The sequence below is a fragment of the Acinetobacter radioresistens DSM 6976 = NBRC 102413 = CIP 103788 genome (assembly GCF_006757745.1).
In the GTDB taxonomy this organism is placed as follows: Bacteria; Pseudomonadota; Gammaproteobacteria; order Pseudomonadales; family Moraxellaceae; genus Acinetobacter; species Acinetobacter radioresistens.
This window is the reverse complement of sequence record NZ_AP019740.1, coordinates 1,502,271-1,523,419: the sequence shown is the minus strand read 5'-3', so window position 1 is coordinate 1,523,419 and position 21,149 is coordinate 1,502,271. Positions and strand designations below refer to the sequence as shown.

The 21,149-nt window shown below is 39.2% G+C and carries 21 protein-coding genes; 11 read left to right on the top strand and 10 right to left on the bottom strand.

The window, feature by feature from the left end:
* Positions 1-520: 520 nt before the first annotated feature.
* The 3 genes from ACRAD_RS07095 to ACRAD_RS16750 form a co-directional block, all read right to left on the bottom strand.
* Entirely contained in the window at positions 521-1,453 is a 933-nt protein-coding gene (locus tag ACRAD_RS07095) for an IS5-like element ISAha3 family transposase (protein ID WP_004812228.1), read from the bottom strand.
* Positions 1,454-2,004: 551 nt separating this feature from the next.
* Positions 2,005-2,304, bottom strand: coding sequence for a hypothetical protein (locus ACRAD_RS16755; protein WP_010700372.1), 300 nt, complete (start codon positions 2,302-2,304; stop codon positions 2,005-2,007).
* Complete coding sequence (locus ACRAD_RS16750; RefSeq protein WP_005026038.1) at positions 2,301-2,525, bottom strand: PAAR domain-containing protein; 225 nt, start codon at positions 2,523-2,525, stop codon at positions 2,301-2,303. The genes ACRAD_RS16755 and ACRAD_RS16750 overlap by 4 nt, the downstream gene beginning before the upstream one ends.
* Before the next feature lie 239 nt (positions 2,526-2,764).
* Here ACRAD_RS16750 and ACRAD_RS07080 point away from each other — a divergent pair, with 239 nt between their 5' ends.
* From ACRAD_RS07080 to ACRAD_RS07060, 5 genes are read left to right on the top strand one after another with little or no spacing between them, the layout of a single operon-like run.
* Positions 2,765-3,412 carry a 2'-5' RNA ligase family protein gene (locus tag ACRAD_RS07080; protein ID WP_005026036.1) on the top strand — a complete coding sequence of 216 codons (648 nt, stop codon included), beginning with the start codon at positions 2,765-2,767 and terminating at the stop codon, positions 3,410-3,412.
* Positions 3,394-3,912: a bifunctional adenosylcobinamide kinase/adenosylcobinamide-phosphate guanylyltransferase gene (gene cobU, locus ACRAD_RS07075; RefSeq protein ID WP_005026034.1), complete on the top strand. Its 519-nt coding sequence runs from the start codon at positions 3,394-3,396 to the stop codon at positions 3,910-3,912. Before ACRAD_RS07080 ends, cobU begins: the two co-directional genes overlap by 19 nt.
* On the top strand, positions 3,912-4,964 hold the full coding sequence (cobT, locus tag ACRAD_RS07070) for a nicotinate-nucleotide--dimethylbenzimidazole phosphoribosyltransferase (protein WP_005026032.1): 1,053 nt from the start codon (positions 3,912-3,914) through the stop codon (positions 4,962-4,964). Before cobU ends, cobT begins: the two co-directional genes overlap by 1 nt.
* Positions 4,965-5,573, top strand: coding sequence for a histidine phosphatase family protein (locus ACRAD_RS07065; protein ID WP_005026030.1), 609 nt, complete (start codon positions 4,965-4,967; stop codon positions 5,571-5,573).
* Positions 5,570-6,322, top strand: coding sequence for an adenosylcobinamide-GDP ribazoletransferase (locus tag ACRAD_RS07060; RefSeq protein WP_005026027.1), 753 nt, complete (start codon positions 5,570-5,572; stop codon positions 6,320-6,322). Before ACRAD_RS07065 ends, ACRAD_RS07060 begins: the two co-directional genes overlap by 4 nt.
* Here the strand turns inward: ACRAD_RS07060 and ACRAD_RS07055 are convergent.
* Positions 6,319-7,020 (bottom strand): LrgB family protein, encoded by a 702-nt coding sequence (locus ACRAD_RS07055; protein WP_005026024.1) that lies wholly within the window; start codon positions 7,018-7,020, stop codon positions 6,319-6,321. The genes ACRAD_RS07060 and ACRAD_RS07055 overlap by 4 nt on opposite strands.
* On the bottom strand, positions 7,017-7,439 hold the full coding sequence (locus ACRAD_RS07050; protein ID WP_005026021.1) for a CidA/LrgA family protein: 423 nt from the start codon (positions 7,437-7,439) through the stop codon (positions 7,017-7,019). Before ACRAD_RS07050 ends, ACRAD_RS07055 begins: the two co-directional genes overlap by 4 nt.
* Positions 7,440-7,553: 114 nt before the next feature.
* Here ACRAD_RS07050 and ACRAD_RS07045 point away from each other — a divergent pair, with 114 nt between their 5' ends.
* From ACRAD_RS07045 to ACRAD_RS07035, 3 genes are all read left to right on the top strand, one after another.
* Positions 7,554-8,453: a LysR substrate-binding domain-containing protein gene (locus tag ACRAD_RS07045; protein ID WP_005026018.1), complete on the top strand. Its 900-nt coding sequence runs from the start codon at positions 7,554-7,556 to the stop codon at positions 8,451-8,453.
* Positions 8,454-8,551: 98 nt separating this feature from the next.
* Positions 8,552-8,812, top strand: coding sequence for a hypothetical protein (locus ACRAD_RS07040; RefSeq protein ID WP_005026016.1), 261 nt, complete (start codon positions 8,552-8,554; stop codon positions 8,810-8,812).
* 2 nt (positions 8,813-8,814) lie between these two features.
* Positions 8,815-9,549: a zeta toxin family protein gene (locus ACRAD_RS07035; RefSeq protein ID WP_005026014.1), complete on the top strand. Its 735-nt coding sequence runs from the start codon at positions 8,815-8,817 to the stop codon at positions 9,547-9,549.
* 177 nt (positions 9,550-9,726) lie between these two features.
* Here the strand turns inward: ACRAD_RS07035 and ACRAD_RS07030 are convergent, their stop codons facing one another.
* Positions 9,727-10,413 (bottom strand): type 1 glutamine amidotransferase domain-containing protein, encoded by a 687-nt coding sequence (locus ACRAD_RS07030; protein ID WP_005026012.1) that lies wholly within the window; start codon positions 10,411-10,413, stop codon positions 9,727-9,729.
* 832 nt (positions 10,414-11,245) lie between these two features.
* On the opposite strand from ACRAD_RS07030, the gene ACRAD_RS07025 reads away from it, so the two are divergent.
* A complete protein-coding gene (locus ACRAD_RS07025) occupies positions 11,246-11,794 on the top strand; it encodes a cytochrome b (RefSeq protein ID WP_005026010.1) in 549 nt (182 codons plus the stop codon).
* Between the two features lie 1,167 nt (positions 11,795-12,961).
* Here ACRAD_RS07025 and ACRAD_RS07020 read toward each other — a convergent pair.
* The 3 genes from ACRAD_RS07020 to ACRAD_RS07010 form a co-directional block, all read right to left on the bottom strand.
* The gene (locus tag ACRAD_RS07020; RefSeq protein ID WP_035329559.1) at positions 12,962-14,671 is read right to left on the bottom strand and encodes an electron transfer flavoprotein-ubiquinone oxidoreductase; all 1,710 of its coding nucleotides are present in this window, start codon (positions 14,669-14,671) and stop codon (positions 12,962-12,964) included.
* Between the two features lie 278 nt (positions 14,672-14,949).
* Positions 14,950-16,194, bottom strand: coding sequence for an MFS transporter (locus tag ACRAD_RS07015; protein ID WP_005014155.1), 1,245 nt, complete (start codon positions 16,192-16,194; stop codon positions 14,950-14,952).
* A 54-nt stretch (positions 16,195-16,248) separates the two neighbouring features.
* Entirely contained in the window at positions 16,249-17,403 is a 1,155-nt protein-coding gene (locus ACRAD_RS07010; RefSeq protein ID WP_005026005.1) for an acyl-CoA dehydrogenase family protein, read from the bottom strand.
* Between the two features lie 336 nt (positions 17,404-17,739).
* On the opposite strand from ACRAD_RS07010, the gene ACRAD_RS07005 reads away from it, so the two are divergent.
* Both ACRAD_RS07005 and ACRAD_RS07000 read left to right on the top strand, forming a co-directional pair.
* A complete protein-coding gene (locus tag ACRAD_RS07005; protein ID WP_005026003.1) occupies positions 17,740-18,957 on the top strand; it encodes a CaiB/BaiF CoA transferase family protein in 1,218 nt (405 codons plus the stop codon).
* A gap of 103 nt (positions 18,958-19,060) precedes the next feature.
* Entirely contained in the window at positions 19,061-19,906 is an 846-nt protein-coding gene (locus tag ACRAD_RS07000) for an IclR family transcriptional regulator (protein ID WP_005014160.1), read from the top strand.
* Positions 19,907-19,941: 35 nt separating this feature from the next.
* Here the strand turns inward: ACRAD_RS07000 and ACRAD_RS06995 are convergent, their stop codons facing one another.
* Positions 19,942-21,120, bottom strand: coding sequence for an MFS transporter (locus ACRAD_RS06995; RefSeq protein WP_005026001.1), 1,179 nt, complete (start codon positions 21,118-21,120; stop codon positions 19,942-19,944).
* Positions 21,121-21,149 lie beyond the last annotated feature (29 nt).

Genomic DNA, 21,149 nt, shown 5'->3' with positions numbered 1-21,149 from the left:
TCTAAAGTAGAAGGATAAACCTAATACAATAATAAATATTACTAACTCTTCCATATTAATAAAATCATAAGTTTAACTGAATTTTATTGCACCGATAATAAGTAGACAAGTTTAAAGAAAATTCGAAACTATCAGAAAAACTATATTTAGAAGATCACTTCCTCCGAAGGGTTTTTTTAATAGGTGAGAGTTATGAATATAGACCAGTAAAAAATTCTAACTAAAAAGAAGCCATTAAAAAGGGTATCAAGTGCAAAGTCTTTACCTAAGGTAACTGAAAAATATCTTGAATACCAAGAAAAACTGAGCGGATTCTGAATATTTTAGAAATCAAATTTGAAAATTTTTCACTTTAAATCTACCAAATACTGGCGTTTTGACTTTCATTTGAACGAACACAGTATCTTGATTAAAATAACAGGGAGACCCTTGATCGATGCCATTGAGGATGAAGTTTTAATGTTGAATGGCTTTGTTGCATAAACATTCAAAAGCTGAGTTCTCCCCAATCCATTCAAATTTAAGACACAACTTGGGTGCGAGGTCTACCTAATTCCGTAAATCTATTCAGAACTGCCACACGCGCATGAATTTCATTGACCTGACTTTGAAAATGTCTTGCCGTCAGCCTATCACCTAATAATTTGATGCAATGCATCTTGGTTTCCACCAAACTACGACGGTGATAACCCGACCATTTTTTCCATAGGGTTCTACCTAAATGTTTAACCGTTTGAAGTAACTCATTTCGTTCTATTGAACTTATTTTAGAATCTTTCCAGGGCTTGGCATTCTTTCTGGGTGGAATTACTGCATGTGCTTGACGATCTGAAATCACTTTTCTGCAGCACTTCGTGTCGTACGCGCCATCGGTATAGACAGAATCTATTCGCTCATCTAGTGGAATTTGATCCAGTAAATCACCTAGTACTTGTGAATCACTGACATTATTTGTAGTAAGCTGAACGGCACGTATTTGCAGTGTTTCAGCATCTATACCAATATGCAGTTTACGCCATTGCCGACGGTATTCAGGCTGATGTTTTTTACGCTTCCATTCGCCTTCACCTAAAAACTTTAAACCCGTAGAGTCGACAAGTAGGTGTAACCCATCATGACTTTTCTGATAGCTTATCGCAATATCAATATGCTTTTGTCGTCTACAAAGGGTGGAGTAATCTGGTGCTGTCCAATTCAAGCCACAGAGTTTAATCAGGCTTTGAACAAAGCCAGTAACCATACGTAAAGAAAGACGGAATAGAGATTTGATCATTAAACAGCATTGAATCGCTGTATCGGAATAAGTTTGATTTCGTCCTTGCTTGCCTTGTGGTTGTGCATACCATTGCGTCTTAGGATCAAACCAGATTGAAATATTTCCTCGCTTGATTAAAGCTTGGTTATACGAGGACCAATTGGTTGTACGATAGATTTTAGGTGTAGGCTTCTTCATCTGGAAATTATATTACTGAAGAAGCCTTCAAGAATAGCTTTGTGCAACAAAGCCATGTTGAATTATAGCCCGCCGGATTCATAGATTTTATTATGGTTAAAGTAAAAAAGGTGAATCTCAAACAGCTTGAGAGTTAAAAGCCGATTTCAGTAGGTATGTACTCTCATGAAGCTGAACTTGCTCTCATCAACTAAAAATTAAAAAGCCTTGAGAAATCAGAGCTCTTTTTTACTGAACAACTTCGTTGTCATGTACAATTTGCAACTGTGACTTTAATTCTTGGTCTTGAGTATCAGCAATCAGTTTTTGCATTTTCTCTTTGCATTCTGGATACCCACTTTTATATTTTACGAGAAAGTATGAAAATTCAGCTCGTCTATAGTACGGATCCCTCTTGTTCTCAGGCTTATCTAATTCAACTTTTGTAGCTTCAGCCGCTGTGTCGTAACACTTACTAATCACGTCGCTGCTTTTATTTTGCAAAGTAAGTAGCTGACATCTAAATGTAAGTCTTGCAAGATTGTTTGGCTTTTCGGCTAACTGTTTTTCGTTTAGAGTTGCCTTTTTTCAATTTTATGCGATACCTCAAAAGAACAAGCATCAGAAAGTGCTTGCACAACAACGCCGAATAGATTTGACTTGTCTTGATTGTATGGAGGTAACAAATTCTTGAACTCAACAATTTCAGTCTTTGAATCTTCAATGCAGTAGTTCTCAGATTCATCGTTAACAAAGCTATCTGGGCTTGATTGCTGCTGTGACCTTGTAGCTGTTGCTGACTTAGCAGCAGAAGATACGGATCCACTGCCATTTTCCTGAACAACTAAATCTTGTGTAGTTAATAATTTCAATCACATAATAAAGAATCATTGACTCGTGCGGCAGCTTTACCAAAGATTTGCATGTGTGGATCACCAAATATAATCGTAGTAACTGTTTTATGTTTGGGGTAAGTTGCTTTATCACCAGCACATGCGATAGCAAAGCCATCAATCAGGAATATACTGTTCCAAGAAATTACCCGACCGCCACTAGTCGTGGGACAGCCAATAATAATATACGGTGTTGTCATCTTATTCCTTTTTATAGACATGAGTTGATCAAATAATAGCAGACAGAATGGAGGAATCTTTTTGAATTAAGATTCACATGCACAGCCTGAGCTAACTTGAACATTATAGTGACTTTTTTATTTTATATTTAAAAGCTGTTGAAATAGTGAGTGAGAAAAGCTTATTTCATAAATTTCACCCAAGCAAAATTGATGATTAAATGCTTTAATAGCAGGGTTGTAATAGATGTGTAACTAACGTGTTTTTGAAGCCTGATTTATATACGGTTCCTACCATTACACGGAACTATCCCGAATGGCATCATGGCCGCCAGGAATACGGACTCTGGTATATCGAGATTACTGATCCAGAAGTAGTAGCCAATTTAAAAAATATTCGTGAATCTTTTCGGGATTTGCTGCTTGAGCCTAACCAACGCCAGTTTCATATTACACTGTTTATATGCGGCTTTAAAATGAATGATTCAGTAGCACTTTATGATGATGATTTTAGTGCAGTGCAATTTCGACAACAATTACAACAGCTACAAAGACTTTCACCTCCTGTATTCAGTTTAAAAACAGGTCTATTAAATAGTTTTGAAACAGCTTTATTTATTGATATAGAAGATTCTGGAAAATGGCTTAGCCAGTTAAGACAAACTTTAAATTTAAATTGTCCAGAAATTGCTTCTTTAGAATATTATCCACATATTACATTAGGTTTATATCGTGATGCCTTTCCGGCAAAACAAGTATGGGATCGAATTAGGAAGTTTAAAGTAGATCGGTTTAATTTAAATATATCTAAATTAATATTTGGAACTTATCAGGCAAAAGTTCTGCAAGGCCCTTTATATCCTCATACTACTTTTAAGTTAGGTCATATATGTTACAGCTCATTTTAGGAGGCGCCCGTTCAGGTAAAAGCAGGCTGGCAGAAAAAATAGCTCTAGAGAGCGGGCTAAATGTTATTTATATTGCTACTGCACAGCCACTTGATGAAGAAATGCAAGAGAGAATCTTGCACCATCAGGAATCACGGCCACGAGAATGGCAAGTAATTGAAGAGCCTTTATATCTTTCAGAAAAATTACAAGAAATTGATGCTCAAAATCAACTTATTCTGATTGACTGCCTGACCCTGTGGATGAGTAATCTGTTGTTACAGGATGCTTCAGAACTGCAGATGAGTCAGTGTCAAAAGCTGTTAACTATTTTACCAAATCTGAAGTCCGAGATTATTTTGGTGAGTAATGAAACAGGTCTTGGTGTGGTGCCGATGGGGAACATCAGCCGTAAATTTATAGATGAATCTGGACGTTTGCACCAGCAGATTGGACAAATCGCACAAAAAGTAGTGTTTTGTGTAGCTGGATTCCCCATAATACTCAAAGAGGAAAAATAATGAACTGGTGGTTAGAACCTTGTAAGCAGCCAGATACAGAAATAAAAATACTGGCTGAACTACGACAGTCGCAACTGACTAAACCGTCCGGTTCTCTTGGAGAACTGGAGCAGGTTGCTGTCCGTTTAGCTGCCCTGCAGGGTAATGAACGTCCAGAGATTAACTACCCATGGATTACAATTTTTGCTGGTGATCATGGAGTGATGGAAGAGAATATTTCTGCTTATCCTCAAGCTGTTACCCGCCAAATGCTGCAAAATTTTATGACAGGTGGGGCGTGTATCAGCGTTATTGCCAAAGAATACAATGCCAAGTTGAAAGTAATTGACTGCGGTTCAGTTGGGGAACCTTATCATTATCCTGGCGTTGAACGTCACTGTATTGCGCCAGGAACTGCTAACTTTGCCACACAAACTGCCATGACCGAAGAGCAGTGTAAACAGGCAATGGAACTTGGTGCAAAAAGTGTAGAGGAGGCTGTGGCAGAGCAAGCTTCACTCTTTGTTGCCGGGGAAATGGGGATTGGAAATACTTGTTCTGCTTCAGCTGTAGCATGTCTATTATTGAATGAACCTGCAGAGAAATTAACAGGTGTAGGGACGGGTATTCGGCAAGAGCAGTTATCTCATAAAAAGCAGGTTATTGATCAGGCTATTGAGCTACATAAAAGTTATGCAGGATCAGATGCTTTTAAAATTCTTAGTGCTGTAGGTGGTTTAGAGCTCGCAGCGATGACAGGAGCTTATATACGCTGTGCACAACTTGGCTTACCTATAATAGTTGATGGTTTTATCAGCTCAGTATCTGCATTATGTGCTGTACGTTTGAATTCAGCAGTGTGGCATTGGATGCTATTTGGACATCAGTCCGCTGAGTATGGCCACCAGCGTATACTTGCTGAACTTCAAGCCCAGCCACTTTTAAAATTGAACTTGCGGTTGGGGGAAGCCAGCGGCGCTGGTGCTGCCTTAGGTATAATTAAATTAGCTTGCGCTTTACATAATCAAATGGCGACTTTTGCCGAAGCAGCAGTAATTGGTGAAAAAGTTTAGATGTTACAGCTAGACCTTTTGCGCCATGGTCAGACTGAGTTGGGACATACTTTACGTGGCTATACTGACGATGCACTTACACCTGAAGGTTGGCAGCAGATGCAGCTTGCAGTTCTAGAAAAATTACAACAACCGGTTCAGTGGCAGGCTATTTATAGCTCTACACTTATACGTTGTTCACACTTTGCCAGACAGCTCTCACAACAGCTGAAATTACCCTTAATTCTCAATTCTGACCTTAAAGAAATGAATTTTGGACAATGGGAGGGATGCAGTACTGAAGAGATTTATCAACGTGAACCTGAACTCTTAGCCAGTTTCTGGGAGAAACCTTCATTTTATACACCGCCTGAAGCTGAGCCATTACATGAATTTCAATATCGTATTCAACGGGCTTTCCAGCTTATTCATCAGCAAATGTTAGAAAATAACTGGCGACAGGTACTGGTTATTTGTCATGGAGGCGTAATTAAATTGATGAAATGTCTGGCTTTAGATCAGTCACCAGATCATCTTTTAAAAATACCGGCTGAATTAGGCCAGCTCCATACTTTGTACTTAAACCCGCATAATCCCCAATCATATGCACTGGAAGCATCTGAAAAATGATTCGCTTAATGATTGCTTTACAGTTTTTGACGGTCTTTCCAATTAAATTAAAACAGATGCCCAGTCTAAAGCAGAATGCGGAATCCTTACTGTTTTATCCACTGGTTGGGTTGATGATCGGTGGCCTGCTTTTTGCCTTGACTTTGGTTTTACAGGCCTTACCCAGTTTAGTGCTAGCTACTTTTATTCTAGTTATATGGATTTGGCTCACAGGTGGTTTACATCTGGATGGACTCGCAGATACTGCTGATGCCTGGGTTGGCGGTTTTGGTGACCCAGAACGAACTTTAAACATTATGAAAGACCCAAATTGTGGTCCAATTGGCGTGTTAAGCCTGATATTAATCAGTTTATTAAAGCTAGCTGCTTTATATTTGCTGATTGAAATGCATCAATATGATTTGATTATTTTAATCCCACTCTTGGGCCGTTTAGCGCCATTGTTTCTGTTCTTGACGACTCCATATGTACGTAAGTCCGGTTTGGGTTCAGCTATAACTGAATATTTACCTCGCACTATAGCTTTTAGTATATTGATTATCACTACTTTTCTTTCGTGTTATTTAAGTCTTGCCGGATCAATTGGACTTGCAAGCGGAATCGTCACTCTGCTTTATTTAAGATTTAAATTTATTCAGCGCATCGGGGGTATTACTGGAGATACTGTAGGAGCAGCTATCGAAATAAGTGAAACCACAATTTTATTAACATGTGCATTGTCTGTATTTTATCTGCCAGCTTTGGTTTAACCTGTTAAGCGCAAAATAAGCCGAATTAGAAAGGGTCCGGCAAGCACCATAAATACGCCAGCTAAAACCATAGTCAGACTGGCTACTACACCTTCTTCACGGTGACGCATATAAGCCTTGGTAGTACCAAAACCATGTGCAGCATTGCCTAAAGCCGCGCCATGTGCAAAATGGGACTTGAGTTTTAATGCGATCAAAACTAGATCACCACACAGCATTCCCGCAACGCCTGTCATCATGGTAAATAAAATGACCAGTTCTACTGAACCGCCTACGTGTTCAGTAAGTTCTATGGCAAACGGAGTAGAAATAGAACGTGACATTAAACTATAAGTGGTAGCATCATCAAACTTGAATAATCTTGCCAGATAGAAAGCACTTAAAATACCAGCTAACATTCCCGCAAATACCCCTAAACTGATTGAAAATAAATGTTCGCGTATAATGTTACGGTATTCATAAATCGGTATGGCAAAAGCAACAGTGGCCGGGCCTAGCATCCATACCAGCCAGCGACTCTCCTGCATATAGGTTGTATAAGGAATATGAAAATAAACCATTCCAGTGACCAGTACGATTGGTACAAAAAAAGCTGGAGATAATAGTAAATAAGGAAACTGCTGATACAGTCTTTTAGCAAAGTAATAACTGACTAAGGTCAGCAATAATAGTAAATAAGCCAGAACTGTAGTACTCATGCTTTTTCTCCAGCATGATCAGTTGGCACCTGTCTTTTAGCTTTTAAATAATGTTCAAATTTAAAGCCTAGGTAAATACTATAGGCGGTAACTATCATAACGCAAATAGTACCTAATAGGACACTTACAATTAACTGCCACCCCTGATTAAGCAAGAGTGTCTTATAATTCATCACACCAATAACACAGGGAATAAAGAACAGGACCAGTTCATTTAAAATAAAATCCGAACCTTTTTTAATCCATTCAAGTTTAAATACTCCACTTGCTAGAGCCAGCAGAGTAATTATCAGCCCGAGCACCGCTGCAGAGATCGGTAAATTTAATACCTTTTGCAGTAAGTATCCTATACCCCAAAATACAAATAACAGTCCAATCTGGATGAGTAGTTTTAAGGAATAGAAAAGCCGTAACCGCATGATGGTGTCCATAATTTAAATAAAAATAAAAGCTCTACGCTATTTTAAATATAATTTTTATATTAAATTATGAATAATATAAAAATGATTATATCTATTTGGAATAATTTATTTATGGAGTTTAAAGCTTTAAAAATTTTTGTTGAAATTGTGCGTTCTCAAGGGTTTAGTCAGGCAGCTGAACGGCTTTTTCTTACTCAGCCTGCGGTAAGTAAAGCGAGTGGCCAACTTGAAAGCGAATTAGGCTGCGAGCTATTCAAGAAGGGTAAAGCCGGCCGCAAACGTGACATCAGACTAACGTATCTTGGAGAGCAGATTTATCAGCATGCTTTAATTATTCTGGATGAACAGAAAAAAATAACTGATACTATTCAGCAGATCCAATCTTTACAGAAAGGTAAGCTGACTCTTGGCTTGCCGCCTTTAGGGTCTGTATTGTTCAGCTCACTTATTGCATTGTTTCATCAAAAATATCCAGAAATTGAGCTGAATTTTCTAGAAGTAGGTGCAAATGGTATAGAACAGGCAATTTTAGCTAAAACAGTTGATGTCGGTATATTGTTAGGTGAATTGAAACCGGTATTTAATTCAATCCCGGTGGTTAATTCTTCCTTATGCTTACTCTCCGTGAGCAACTCGATATGGAAGGGCAGGACTACAGTCAGGCTTGCAGAGCTTAAAACCGAAGATTTCCTTTTTTACGATGACAGTTTTAGTTTAAATAATATGATTACTGAAGCTGCACATCAGGCAGGTTTCGTACCTCATGTAATCTGTAAAAGTAGCCAGTGGGATTTTATTGCGAAGATGGTCGAGTCAGGTATGGGTGTCGCGTTATTACCTGAGCTTTATTGTAATAAGCTTGATCCTGCTAAATTTAATATATCTATTTTACAAGAGCCCTCTTTAAACTGGACTTTAAGCATGGCTTGGGACTCTACTGTCAGTATGTCAGCTGCCACTCGAGCATGGTTAAATATTATTGAGGATAACCGGCAGCTGATTCATCTATAAATAGATAAGATTTAAAATGGTGAGCTGTAAAAATAGACAAAATTCAGCTTTGTGATAAGATAAACTAAATGCGTACAGATTGGCGCAGAGGTGAATCAATGTCAGCACTTACAATGATGAATATGTCCATGCATGAGGAAGCAATGATTCCTAAACTTGCAATACAGGCATTTCGAAATGCATTTGAACAGGCATGTGCTTCTTCTGAAGTCGTTTATACAGAGCAGCATAAACTGGTTAAACACTTGCCAGATGGTGAAAAAGTCTTTCTAAAAGATACTGGACATGCATATCAGTCTATACAGCCGCAGCAGCGTCAGGTAATGAAACGTCGTAAAAAACAGGAAACGGCTATTTAAATATGCCTCAACCTAGAATCAGAATGTTTGCCGGTCCAAATGGTTCCGGTAAAAGTACGATTAAAGAATATTTATTGCCCCATTATATTGGGGCTTATTTAAATGCAGATGAGCTGGAAAAAGAGCTTAAAGAAACCTGTCGATGTAATCTCAAGAGCTATCATCAAGCTTTAAAAGCAGTAGAGCTTATTGAGTTTTTACAGACCAAGAAGCGTAAAAACGGGCCCTTACTTAGTACCTCTCCAATTCTAGAGCCAGATGAAAATATTATCTTCCAGCCAGATGAGGTGGACTCTTACCTGGCTGCCCGTATTATTGACTTCATACGTTTAAAGTTTATCGAACTCAAAGTAAGCTTTACTTTTGAAACAGTCATGTCACATATCAGTAAGATCGAGTTCTTGCGTGAAGCTCAAAAACAGGGTTTTCGCACTTATCTTTATTATGTCTCAACAATTGACCCTGATATTAATATTGCCAGAGTTGAATATCGCGTAAGCCAAGGTGGGCATCCAGTGCCTGAAATTAAAATCCGTGAGCGTTACTACCGGAGTATGGATCTGCTGATGCAGGCTATAGAAGCTTCAGACCGCACCTATATTTTTGATAATTCTTCAAATGGACAAAAAGCTGCATTTATTGCAGAAGTAGAAAATGCGGAAAAACTTCGTGTTAACCCAGAATTACTGGAAGTCCCACGGTGGTTTGCAGAAAAAGTTTTAAGTGAATTTGAATAATAATATTATTTATATATAGAATTGCTCAGTTTCTTTCAAGCTTAGCCTGCTTATTAATAAAGCTAATCTAAGAAAATAGCTATGACAACTTTTTTGATTTAGATACTAAATTATATAAATTCTAACTGATACTTGAACAGCTAGAATTATTTTGATATCTAAATAGCCTAAGTTGTTTTAAGCTTTTTCTAGTTTTAACAACTCTAGTAATTTTACAGCAGCTTCTTCAGAACTACCCGGATTTTGTCCAGTAATGAGTTGCCCCTCAACCAGCACAAAAGATTGCCAGTCTGGACCTTTTTCATATAACGCACCCTGAGCTTTAAACTCATCTTCTATAAGGAAGGGTACGACCTCAGTTAAGCCTACAGCATCTTCTTCACTATTTGAAAATCCCGTCACTTTTTTACCTTTTACAAAGCTTTGACCATTTGAAGTCAAATTTTTAAGCACAGCTGGAGCATGACAGACTAACGCCATTGGTTTTTGTGCCTGATCAAAATACTGCAGAATATTTAAGGAATTCTGATCATTGCTCAGGTCCCAGAGTGGGCCATGACCACCTGGATAAAAGACTGCATCAAACTGTTCAGGTTGTACTTCCGCCAGAATATGTGTATTTGCCAGAGCCTGTTGTGCTTCCTGATCTGCTTTAAAACGCTGAGTGGCTTCAGTTTGTGCATCTGGCTCATCACTTTTTGGGTCCAAAGGAGGTTGACCGCCTGCTGGTGAAGCAAGCGTGATGTCTGCTCCAGCATCTTTAAAGACATAATAAGGAGCTGCAAATTCTTCTAACCAGAAACCAGTTTTTTTACCTGTATTACCTAAAGCACTATGAGATGTCAAAACCATAAGAATTTTCATAAATTTATCCTGAGAAAACGCTAGTATTAATTTAAATAGAAAGTTCAGAATTAGCTTGTAAGTGAAAGAGTTAATGTTCAAGTAAGCTTATGCATCTTTTCACATTAAAAGTGTAAGTCAGGTGAATTGATATTTTTATTGTTTTTGATAAGGAACACTAAACTTTATAAAAATAAAATGATCAATCTAGATGAGTTTATAAAAAGTTTAAAATTTTCATTTTAGACCTCTCAGTTAAAAAATATCTGATCAGCCCTCTGCATTTGATCCTGCTTTTCTTATTACTTCTTTACTCATAGCTTATTTTTTATTCATAGCTGGAAAATTACTGGTTAGCTAATTACAGTGAGTTTTATAGGTTTTCAAACTGAATAAACAATCTATTACTTTTGATTATTCTCGTATACCCAGCTGAACACTGGGCTAAGCTTTTTCTAGAAATATTTACTGTATAGGTTTAAAGATATTCATTTTATGAAGTGCTGGGTTATTTCATGCATTTCCAGATGAGTTGCTAGATTTATAGAAACACTTTCAATGGCTGGTAATTTTGAGTTGGATAATTAATTATAGGAGTAGGTACTCTTGTCTACACTAATTAATTTTTATTTAAATAAAGATAATTATTTAGAATAATAATTAATACCTTACTATTGGTCATTCTAACTTCATGGAGAGGATAAGCATTTCAATTTCGAAACGATGTGTTTTATTTACTCTCGTTTAATCCAGCCAAGAATATAATTAGAATTCAATAAAACAGGCTATAGACAGAAAAAATGCTTCTCTGTCTATTTTTTTATAACAGCTTAAAATAACTTCAGGAATATTTATGACGAATTCGTCAGTTTATTATACCCGTACAGCACAAATCCTGCATTGGGTGATGGCATTTATTTTTCTTACAGCTTGGCTTATAGGTTTTTATAGTGGAAATTTTTTAACTTATGAAATTAATGGAAGTTTTAAGGGCGATATTATTACTCTTCATAAAAATATAGCGACCATACTTATTTTCCTTTTAGTAATCCGTATATTATGGCGCTATACGCATCCCGTACCTGAGCTTCCAGTAAGTATGTCTCCCATGATGAAAAAAGCAGCTCATGCTGGACATTTATGTTTATATCTTGTTTTGATTGCTTTGCCTGTTACAGGCTGTTTATTTAGCTGGTCCGCTGGACATCTTGCTCCTGTATTGTATTTATTCAATTTACCGACGCTTATTCAGCCAAATCAGGAGGTACTTGCAGTAGTAAAGCCTTTACATATTTATCTATCTTGGGGAGCAGGTCTATTAGTCGCCGGGCACATACTTGCAGCTTTAAAACATCATTTTATTGATAAAGATCATATTCTGAAAAGTATGATAGGCCATTGAAGTCTTGAGATGAGTTATATCTAAGCTAACAGGCTAAATCTAATAAGCTTTTTTAATATTAAATATATATTTAAATGATTTAGAAGGTAAATAGATTTAAATCTGTTATTTATTTTTAGGTATATAAATTAAATATTATCTATCTTATTATAGAAATGTCTGTTAAATAGGCAAATCTTGTGTAATCAGCGCAATTGAATAAACGCCCGCTCAAATGAGCGGGTTTTTAATTTTAAAGATCAAATTTTATCAGGCCACTAAATTAATTTAAAGTTTTTCCTAAAAAGCGTATAATAATCAGTTACTAATCATAAGAATTAATAGTGAAAGCACTATGCCAAAATAGGTATTGTTATCAGACCAAGCAGATCAGTAGAGCTCCTGCTAACAGAAATTAAAAGCACAACTTGATACCGAATTTGTAAACCAAGCTGAAAATGTCGATATTTTTGAGAAAAAGTGGTTATATTAGACTCTTATTACCTTTATAAATTGAATGATTGTAGTAACCATGCTGCCTGTAGTTTTAAAATTTATCCGGACTATAGAAAGTAAATAAAAGTAAAAATCGATATAAAATACTGGCCGAATGCTTGTTTACATCTTATGAACTTATAACTTGGTTGCCATTACACATTGCAATTAATACTTATTGTTTAGGTAAGCAGTAAATAGAGGAAGGGAGATAACTGAACCCTGCCATTTTTCTTTTATAGATGATAGAAAATAGGATAAGTAAATATCAATCAGAATGACAGTATAGATAACTTTTAATAGTACTCGTGGCGATATAGAGTTAAAGCATAATAAATCAGAAAAAGTTGTTCTATTCGCATCCCTTGTGCGCCGTATTTAAATAAAATAGTTTTTAGTAAATCAAGTATATGAATTTATTTAATTTAAAAGATAACTTAAATCTTATTTTTCTGCACGAGCACAGCTTATAACTCAGAATGAGAAAACTGTAGAGAATCTAAAAGTTAGTTGGTAATTTTAAATTAAGCATTAAACATAAATTAAAGAGCTACAAAGTATAAAGATTGAAAATCTGATATAGCTAGTTAAACAGGGCTCTGTAAGTAAGCCCTTGCAGATCCTTTAATTTAAATAAGCCCTCTAGAGGGCTTATTTACCTAAAAAATAATAAATGAAGAGCTAAAATAGCTGCTACATATTTGGGTAGTTAGGACCACCACCACCTTCCGGTGTTACCCATGTGATGTTTTGTGAAGGGTCCTTGATGTCACAGGTCTTGCAGTGCACACAGTTCGCTGCATTGATCTGGAACCGCGGTCCAGTCTCTTCCTGAACAATCTCGTAAACCCCGGCCGGACAGTAACGCTGTGCCGGCTCGTCATATTTCGGCAGGTTGACCTCAACCGGAATAGACGCATCAGCCAGCTTGAGGTGAGACGGCTGGTTTTCCTCATGTACCGTGTTGGATACAAAGACAGAAGACAGACGGTCAAAGGTCAGCTTGCCATCCGGTTTCGGATAGTTGGGCTTGAAGCTTTCTGCCTCTACAGTTTTCAGGGCCTTGAAGTCGGGCAGCAGGTCATGCAGGGTAAACGGAACCTTAAACACATTCTGGTCAATAAAGTTAAATGCACCGCCAATCCACTGGCCAAACTTGTGCATGGCCGGGCCAAAGTTACGGGAGCTGTACAGCTCTTCTTTCAGCCAGCTATGGTTGAACTTGTCGGTATAGGCAGTCAGTTCCTTTTCAAAGAAGTCTTCGCCTTCGGCCGCACGGGCATAGCCCACTTCACCACCTTTTTCTACACCGCGGGCAATCGCTTCAAATACCGCTTCACCGCAGAGCATGCCGGACTTCATGGCAGTGTGTGAACCCTTGATCTTGGCAAAGTTCAGGAAACCCGCATCATCACCGATGAGGCAGCCGCCCGGGAAGGTCAGCTTTGGCAACGAGTTCAGGCCACCTTTGGTGACTGCACGCGCGCCATAAGAAATCCGCTTGCCGCCTTCGAGGTATTGTCTGATCAGGGGATGAGTCTTCCAGCGCTGCATTTCAGCAAACGGGAACATATGCGGATTCTTGTACGACAGGTCGACAATCATGCCCAGCGTCACCTGGTTATTTTCGGCATGGTATAGCCACCAGCCCCCAGACGAACCGGTCTCTGACAACGGCCAGCCGGCACCGTGCATCACCAGACCCGGCTTGTGCTTGGCAGGATCAATTTCCCATAGCTCTTTAATACCGATGCCGTAGTGCTGCGGATCGGCATCTTTATCCAGGTTGAATTTCTGGATCAGGCGCTTGCCCAAATGGCCACGGCAGCCTTCGGCAAACAGGGTATATTTGGCCAGCAACTCGTAGCCTGGCATAAAGTTATGGGTTGGCTGTCCATCTTTGCCAATGCCCATGTCACCGGTCTGGATTCCGCGGACCGAACCATCTTCATGGTAGAGGATTTCTGATGCAGCAAAGCCCGGGAAGATCGAGACTTCCAGCTCCTCTGCCTTGGCACCCAGCCAGCGTACGATATTGCCCAGCGAGATGACGTAGTTGCCATCATTATGCATGGTTTTTGGTACCATCCAGTGCGGTGCTTCTTTGGAGGTGGTGTCAGAGAGCAGGAAAAAGGTTCTGTCTTCAGTCACGGGGACATTAAGCGGAGCACCGAGCTCTTTCCAGTCGGGGAAGAGTTCATTCATGGCCCGGGGTTCAAGTACAGCACCTGAAAGAATATGCGCACCAACTTCGGAACCTTTTTCGACGACACAAACGGAAAGATCGGGTAGGTTGTTTTCAATCGCCAGTTGACGGATGCGGATCGCAGCTGAAAGACCTGCAGGTCCTGCACCAACGATCACTACGTCAAACTCCATCGATTCTCTTTCTATATTTTCCATAATTAGAAACACCATTTCGCTTAGCGATATATTAATTTGTTATTTGTAAAAAGGCAACTCTCTACTGAATAGCACATATATTGAGATGCTAAAATAAACTATCTTTTCACTATAAAGGTGAACAGGAAAAATAAATGCAGAGAACTGTATCTAAAACTCTTTTAAAAGGCTGAGTTGAATATATTTAGAAACTATTAAATCTATATATGTTTTAGATTTGGATTTTTATATAAAAAATTCCAATAACTGGTTTTTGGCCAGTTATTGGGGAAAAGAACTCAAGAGTTCTGGGGGTCATATTGTTTCTCTTTGATAAAGAGGGCTGGAATAACTCCACAGATAAAGTAGGCTGCTCCCATGACTACAAAGCCTAAGCCAATTGAACCACCAGAAGCCAGATAACCAATAGTTGCAGGAGCAATCGCTGCGCCCAGACGCCCGACATTATATGCTCCTCCAATTGCTGTACCACGAATTGCAGTTGCAAAACTTTCAGTCATGTAGGTTGCATTTACACCATATGGTACGCCATACAGAAAACCGAAAATTATCAATAAGTACAGGATATTCTCTGGCGAATTATAAAATACAATTAATGGTAGAAATACAGCAGTTCCTATAGCACCAAAAGCATAGGTAAAGCGGCGACCCAGTTTATCCGCCATATAACCTGCAAGAACTTTACCTAGAATCATTGCAGTATAAGTTCCTACCATATAAGCAGTCATTTCTTTGAACTTCATTCCAAGTTCACTTTCCAGATAAGAAGGCATCCAGTTATTTACGCCATAGTAGCCAAACTGAAGGAAGCCGGCAGTAAGTGCCCAGAGTATAAACATATTGCGGTTACGTTTATCTTGGAAAATAAGTTTAAAGGCTGACTCTTTTTTCTGGTGATGATTATTTATCGCTTTATTCAAGCGAGATTGTTGCCAGGCTTCCGGTTCTGGAACCAGAATGTGCATAAAGATAGCGATAGCAATTGGAATAATTGCAACATAAAACAGCATGCGCCATCCATGATCAGGAATAATCCAGCCGGCTAGCAAAGTTGCTACAATATAACCCACTGTCCAGCCAGCTTGTAAGGTACCTAATACAGTAGTGCGGTATCGGGTAGGAACATATTCTGCCATTAAAGTATTACAGGCGATGTAAAGAGAACCTAGACCTAATGAAGCAAAAAAACGTAGAATACCAAACTGCATAAAGCTTTGCGTAAAGCCCAAGCCACAGGTCAAAACTGAAAAGGTTAAAATTGAAATTACAACTATTCTGACCCTGCCAAAGCGGTCGCAGGCCCAGCCCCCAAAGATACCGCCAATTGCCATACCAGCTAAAGTAAAACTACCCAGCATGCCAGCCTCAACAGTACTCAGTCCGAAATCTGCCTTAATACTGTTGAGGCTATAAGAAAGCAGCATTAAATCAGCGCCATCGACCAGTAAAGCTAAAAATGCAAATAAGAATGCAATTTTCCAGGTATTCGGGCCAATGCTTGAAGTTATTGTGTTTATAGACATAATCCATTACTTACTATTAAGGGCGCTTTAATTTTCCTTAAAGCGCTTGAGGTTTTATTGAGTCATTTCACGAATCATATTGCGTGCAATAATAATTTGCTGAATCTGTGTGGTTCCTTCATAAAGACGGAACAGGCGTACATCCCGATAGAAACGTTCAATGCTGTATTCACTGATATAGCCAGCTCCTCCATGAATCTGTACGCAGCGATCTGCAACACGGCCACACATTTCCGTTGCGAACATTTTTGAGCATGATGCTTCCGTACTGGTATTTTCACCCTGGTCCCGACGCCGGGCAGCATCGAGCACCATACATCTGGCTGCATAGATTTCAGCTTTGGTGTCTGCCAGCATGGCCTGGATTAACTGGCCACTGGCAATTGGCTCACCGAACTGTTTACGTTCAACGGCATACCGCAGTGCGTCATCCAGCATACGTACCGCAGCACCTACACTTAAAGCAGCAATATGTAGACGTCCTTTATCAAGGACTTTCATGGCCGTTTTAAAACCGATCCCTTCCACTCCTCCAATCAGGGCAGAGGCGGGTACACGACAGTTTTCAAAGATGACGTCACAGGTATGAGCACCTTTTTGCCCCATTTTTTGGTCACGTTTACCTAGAGATATTCCGGGTGTCTTGCTATCAATAATGAATGCAGAAATACCGCCTGAGCCTTTAACTTCAGAGTTAGTACGTGCCATGACTGTAAATGCACCTGCATGTGGAGCATTAGTAATAAAACGCTTGGTACCATTCAGGATATAAAAATCGCCATCTTTCACTGCAGTCGTGCGTAAAGATGCGGCATCAGAACCTGATTCTGGTTCAGTCAGGCAAAACGAGCCAATAATTTCCCCTTTAGCAAAACGCGGGAGATAATACTGTTTTTGCTCCTCCGTGCCATCAATCAAGATTGCGCTAGAACCAATACCATTATTTGTTCCAATAAGTGAGCGAAAGGCAGGTGAAGTGCGACCCAGTTCAAAGGCAACTCGTACTTCTTCTTCCATGGTTAAACCCAGACCTTCATATTCTTCAGGAATAGTCAGTCCAAATAATCCGAGTTCACGCATTTGCTGAACAATATCTGCTGGAATTTCATCTGTTTCTGCTACTTCAGTTTCCCTCGGAATAAGTACGCCTTCAACAAACTGACGTAACATATCAAGTAGTTGATCCAGGGTTTCCTGATCACGAACCATTTCATCTCCTTGGTCGTTATTTTCACCACAGAAGTGGTATAAGCGGACGAGCCGGTATATTTCTTTTTGGGCATACTAAAGAAAATGATTTCACATGACAATATATTTTGATAATTTATTTTGCAATGCGATATTAATTTCTATTACAGCTAACTTATTAAACTTTTGATTTTGCTTAGACAGTTCTTATATTTCAGAAAATATCTTATCTCTAGAGTTTTGTTTTACATAAATTGAGAGTATATTAAAATAAATAATATCGCTAGGCGAAACTTAATCTTGAGTAAATAGAGATTAAGATTTGTTATAGCAAACTAAACAAATAGTGAGATAAAAATGGGAGCACTAACAGGAATTCGTGTACTTGATCTGAGTCGTGTATTGGCAGGCCCTTGGTGTGGGCAAATACTGGCAGATCTGGGGGCTGAAGTAATTAAGGTAGAGCGACCTCAGCATGGTGATGATACTCGTAGCTGGGGGCCACCCTGGATGAAGAATGATGCAGGTGATGACACACGTGAAGCTGCTTATTATCAATCTGCGAACCGTAATAAACTCTCTGTAGCAATTGACATTGCCAGTTTGGAAGGGCAGGAGCTGATCAAAGCTTTAATTCAGGATACTGATGTAGTTATTGAAAACTATAAGACAGGTTCACTGAAAAAATATGGTCTGGACTACGACAGTTTAGCTGCAATCAATCCGCAACTGGTTTACTGTTCTATTACCGGTTTCGGTCAAGACGGACCACGTGCTGAAGAACCTGGTTATGACTTTATCATCCAGGGGATGGGTGGGTTAATGTCTGTTACTGGGGAAAAAGATGATTTGCCTGGAGGCGGCCCACAAAAGGTTGGTGTGGCATTTTCTGATTTGGCTACAGGCCTTTATTCTACGATTGCCATTCAGGCAGCACTGCTGAACCGGCATGAAACCGGATTGGGCCAATATATTGATATGGCTTTGCTGGATGTACAAATTGCCACGCTGGCAAATCAGGGGATGAACTATCTGGCTTCAGGAAAAGTACCGGGCCGTTATGGCAATGCGCATGCCAATATTGTTCCGTATCAGGTATTCAAAGCGGCCGATCGGGATTTTATTATTGCTTGTGGGAATGATAAACAGTTTATCCAGTTGTGTCAGAGTATTGGATTAGCAGAATTACCAAATGACCCACGCTTTAGCCGTAATGCTGACCGAATCAAACATCGTACTGAAATTATTGATATTTTATCGAAGCATTTCTTGAAGAAAACTGCAGATGAATGGGTAACAGCTATTCATGCAGTTAAAGTACCTGTGGGAGTAATTAATAACCTGGAACAGGCTTTTCGGGAACCACAAGTAATAGCCCGAAAAATGCTGGTTGAGATGCCACATCCATATAAGCAAAAACTGACAGTTATTGGTTCACCAATAAAAATGTCGCGTACACCAGTAGAATACCGTCGCGCGCCTCCAACGCTAGGAGAACATACTGAGCAGATTTTAAGACGCGTTGCCTCTCAGGAACACTTAAAAAAATTAAAAGCCGAAGGTATTATTGAGTAAACTGATAAAAAAGAAGCAATCGGCCAGTTTGCTTCTTTGCTATTTAATATAATTATAGATTATAATTTCGCAATGCGAAACATTAGTAGGTTGAGAAAGAGTCATGGATAATACCAATGATATAGAACAAACAGAAAAAATTTTGGCTCCTTTAAGACATGAGTTACTACATCCAATTGAAGATATGCAGGATGAGAATGATCGGCAGTTTATTACTGCCTTGGCCCGTGGTCTGGAACTGCTACGTTGTTTTACACCTAAGCACCAACATTTAGGAAATCAGGAACTAGCTCAATTAACCGGTTTACCTAAACCCACTATTACCCGTCTGACTCATACGTTGTCACGTCTGGGTTATATTAAGCAGGTTCCAAATTCGAGCAAGTTTCAGCTGTCTGTTGGGGTACTGGCATTCGGTTACTCCATGCTGGCTAATGTATCGATTCGTTCAATTGCTAATCCTTATATGAAAGAACTCGCTGACTATGCAGGTGCAGCAGTAGCCATGGCAACCCGAGACCGGTTAAACATGATTTATTTGGATGTCGTGCAGGGGAAAGGCAATATCACCATGCGAAGACAGGTAGGAACTTATTTACCTATTCATTTAAGTTCTATGGGTCGGGCTTGTCTGGCAGCTATGCCAGAAGATGAACGTGATTTTCTGCTTGATGCTATCCGTTTAAAATATAAGGAAGACTGGTTCAAGATTAACCGTGATCTTGACCGTGCCTTTAAGGATTATCAGGATTTTGGCTACTGTTTCTCGATTGGAGAATGGCATAAGGATGTGAACTCGGTCGCGGTGCCTTTAATTCATGAACAGCATGGTTTACTGGTTTTTAACTGCGGTGGACCAAGTTTCATTATGAAACGTGAAAAACTTGAAGAAGATATTGCACCGCGCCTGCTACATATGGTGAATAATATCCGTACTGAAATCAGTTAAAATATGATGCATTGGTCAGGAAGATCAATGCATTGTTATGATTGAAGCGGTAAAGCAGTTCGTTCTTCCAGAATACAAATCACTAGACAGGTAATTGCAAATATCATGCCTAACGTGCAGGTGCCTGTCCAGCCAAAATGAGTCCAGGCATAGGCTCCGGCGGTAGTCCCTAATGCTCCTCCTGCAAAATAACCTGTCATATAAATAGCATTAAAACGAGATCTGAGGTTTTCACTTAATTTAAATACTATGCTTTGATTGGTTACATGAATTGCAGAGAGTGATGCGTAAAGGATAAGCGTTGCCATCATATAAAACGCTAATTGATAAGGTGTAAGTAAAAATAATAGCCAGCAAATGATAAGACCCAGACTACATAAAATAGAAATCTGGTGAATATATCCCCGGTCAATAAACTTACCCGTGAAATTAGCTATAAATACACCAACGATGCCAACCAGACCAAATAATCCAATACTAAAATCGCTCATATGATAAGGAGCTGGTGCAAGTAGTAGTGACGTAGTAGTAAATGTCATACTTACCCCAGCAAAGGTTAATCCGCCAATATAGCTGCGCCGGCGTAAGCGTTGATTTGTCAAAAAAATAGAGGCTAACGAGCGTAGAGTATAAGCATAGCTTTCAGTGCTGGTAGGCGGAAAAACCCCGATATTTCGATGTAATATAAAAGCAATACAGAAAAGTAAGATACCACTGGCCAGATAGATAAAATTCCATGCAAATAAACTTGAGGCCAAACCTGAAAGGGAACGGGCAAGAAGAACCCCCATCATTAAACCGCTAAGCAGGAAACCCACCACCCGACCACTCTGTTGTGCTGGAACCAGACTGGCTGCTAAAGGTAATAATAGCTGCGCAGCTACAGAAAATAGACCAGTAATGAGTGTACCCAGTATAAGCAGACTTATATGCTGTGAAATACCGCTGATGATCAGGCCAAGTGCAGCAAATAGCATGAAACAGAAGAGTAGGCGGCGTTTTTCGAGAATATCTCCAAGAGGCATCAGCAGGAGCAGGCCACAGGCATAAGCAATTTGTGCCAAAGTAGGTACCCAGGAAACAAGGGTTTCTGGTAATTGCAAATTTTGACTCATAGAATGAATGAGTGGCTGACTAAAATAATTACTACCGGTACAGATACCGGCAGCAATTGCCATTAATATAATTGTTGGAGTATAAAGCGTATTTTTCATATTCTCTTAGTATTAAAAGCCTCTGTAGA

What these genes read in the sequence shown, in the direction of transcription:
- ACRAD_RS16750 (WP_005026038.1), bottom strand. Translation starts at nt 2,525, where the DNA reads ATGACAACACCGTATATTATTATTGGCTGTCCCACGACTAGTGGCGGT.
- ACRAD_RS07000 (WP_005014160.1), top strand. Translation starts at nt 19,061, where the DNA reads ATGGATAATACCAATGATATAGAACAAACAGAAAAAATTTTGGCTCCT.
- ACRAD_RS07015 (WP_005014155.1), bottom strand. Translation starts at nt 16,194, where the DNA reads ATGTCTATAAACACAATAACTTCAAGCATTGGCCCGAATACCTGGAAA.
- ACRAD_RS07030 (WP_005026012.1), bottom strand. Translation starts at nt 10,413, where the DNA reads ATGAAAATTCTTATGGTTTTGACATCTCATAGTGCTTTAGGTAATACA.
- ACRAD_RS07060 (WP_005026027.1), top strand. Translation starts at nt 5,570, where the DNA reads ATGATTCGCTTAATGATTGCTTTACAGTTTTTGACGGTCTTTCCAATT.
- ACRAD_RS07020 (WP_035329559.1), bottom strand. Translation starts at nt 14,671, where the DNA reads ATGGAAAATATAGAAAGAGAATCGATGGAGTTTGACGTAGTGATCGTT.
- ACRAD_RS07035 (WP_005026014.1), top strand. Translation starts at nt 8,815, where the DNA reads ATGCCTCAACCTAGAATCAGAATGTTTGCCGGTCCAAATGGTTCCGGT.
- ACRAD_RS07095 (WP_004812228.1), bottom strand. Translation starts at nt 1,453, where the DNA reads ATGAAGAAGCCTACACCTAAAATCTATCGTACAACCAATTGGTCCTCG.
- ACRAD_RS07050 (WP_005026021.1), bottom strand. Translation starts at nt 7,439, where the DNA reads ATGCGGTTACGGCTTTTCTATTCCTTAAAACTACTCATCCAGATTGGA.
- ACRAD_RS07005 (WP_005026003.1), top strand. Translation starts at nt 17,740, where the DNA reads ATGGGAGCACTAACAGGAATTCGTGTACTTGATCTGAGTCGTGTATTG.
- ACRAD_RS07045 (WP_005026018.1), top strand. Translation starts at nt 7,554, where the DNA reads ATGGAGTTTAAAGCTTTAAAAATTTTTGTTGAAATTGTGCGTTCTCAA.
- ACRAD_RS06995 (WP_005026001.1), bottom strand. Translation starts at nt 21,120, where the DNA reads ATGAAAAATACGCTTTATACTCCAACAATTATATTAATGGCAATTGCT.
- cobU (WP_005026034.1), top strand. Translation starts at nt 3,394, where the DNA reads ATGTTACAGCTCATTTTAGGAGGCGCCCGTTCAGGTAAAAGCAGGCTG.
- ACRAD_RS07055 (WP_005026024.1), bottom strand. Translation starts at nt 7,020, where the DNA reads ATGAGTACTACAGTTCTGGCTTATTTACTATTATTGCTGACCTTAGTC.
- ACRAD_RS07025 (WP_005026010.1), top strand. Translation starts at nt 11,246, where the DNA reads ATGACGAATTCGTCAGTTTATTATACCCGTACAGCACAAATCCTGCAT.
- cobT (WP_005026032.1), top strand. Translation starts at nt 3,912, where the DNA reads ATGAACTGGTGGTTAGAACCTTGTAAGCAGCCAGATACAGAAATAAAA.
- ACRAD_RS07065 (WP_005026030.1), top strand. Translation starts at nt 4,965, where the DNA reads ATGTTACAGCTAGACCTTTTGCGCCATGGTCAGACTGAGTTGGGACAT.
- ACRAD_RS07040 (WP_005026016.1), top strand. Translation starts at nt 8,552, where the DNA reads ATGTCAGCACTTACAATGATGAATATGTCCATGCATGAGGAAGCAATG.
- ACRAD_RS07010 (WP_005026005.1), bottom strand. Translation starts at nt 17,403, where the DNA reads ATGGTTCGTGATCAGGAAACCCTGGATCAACTACTTGATATGTTACGT.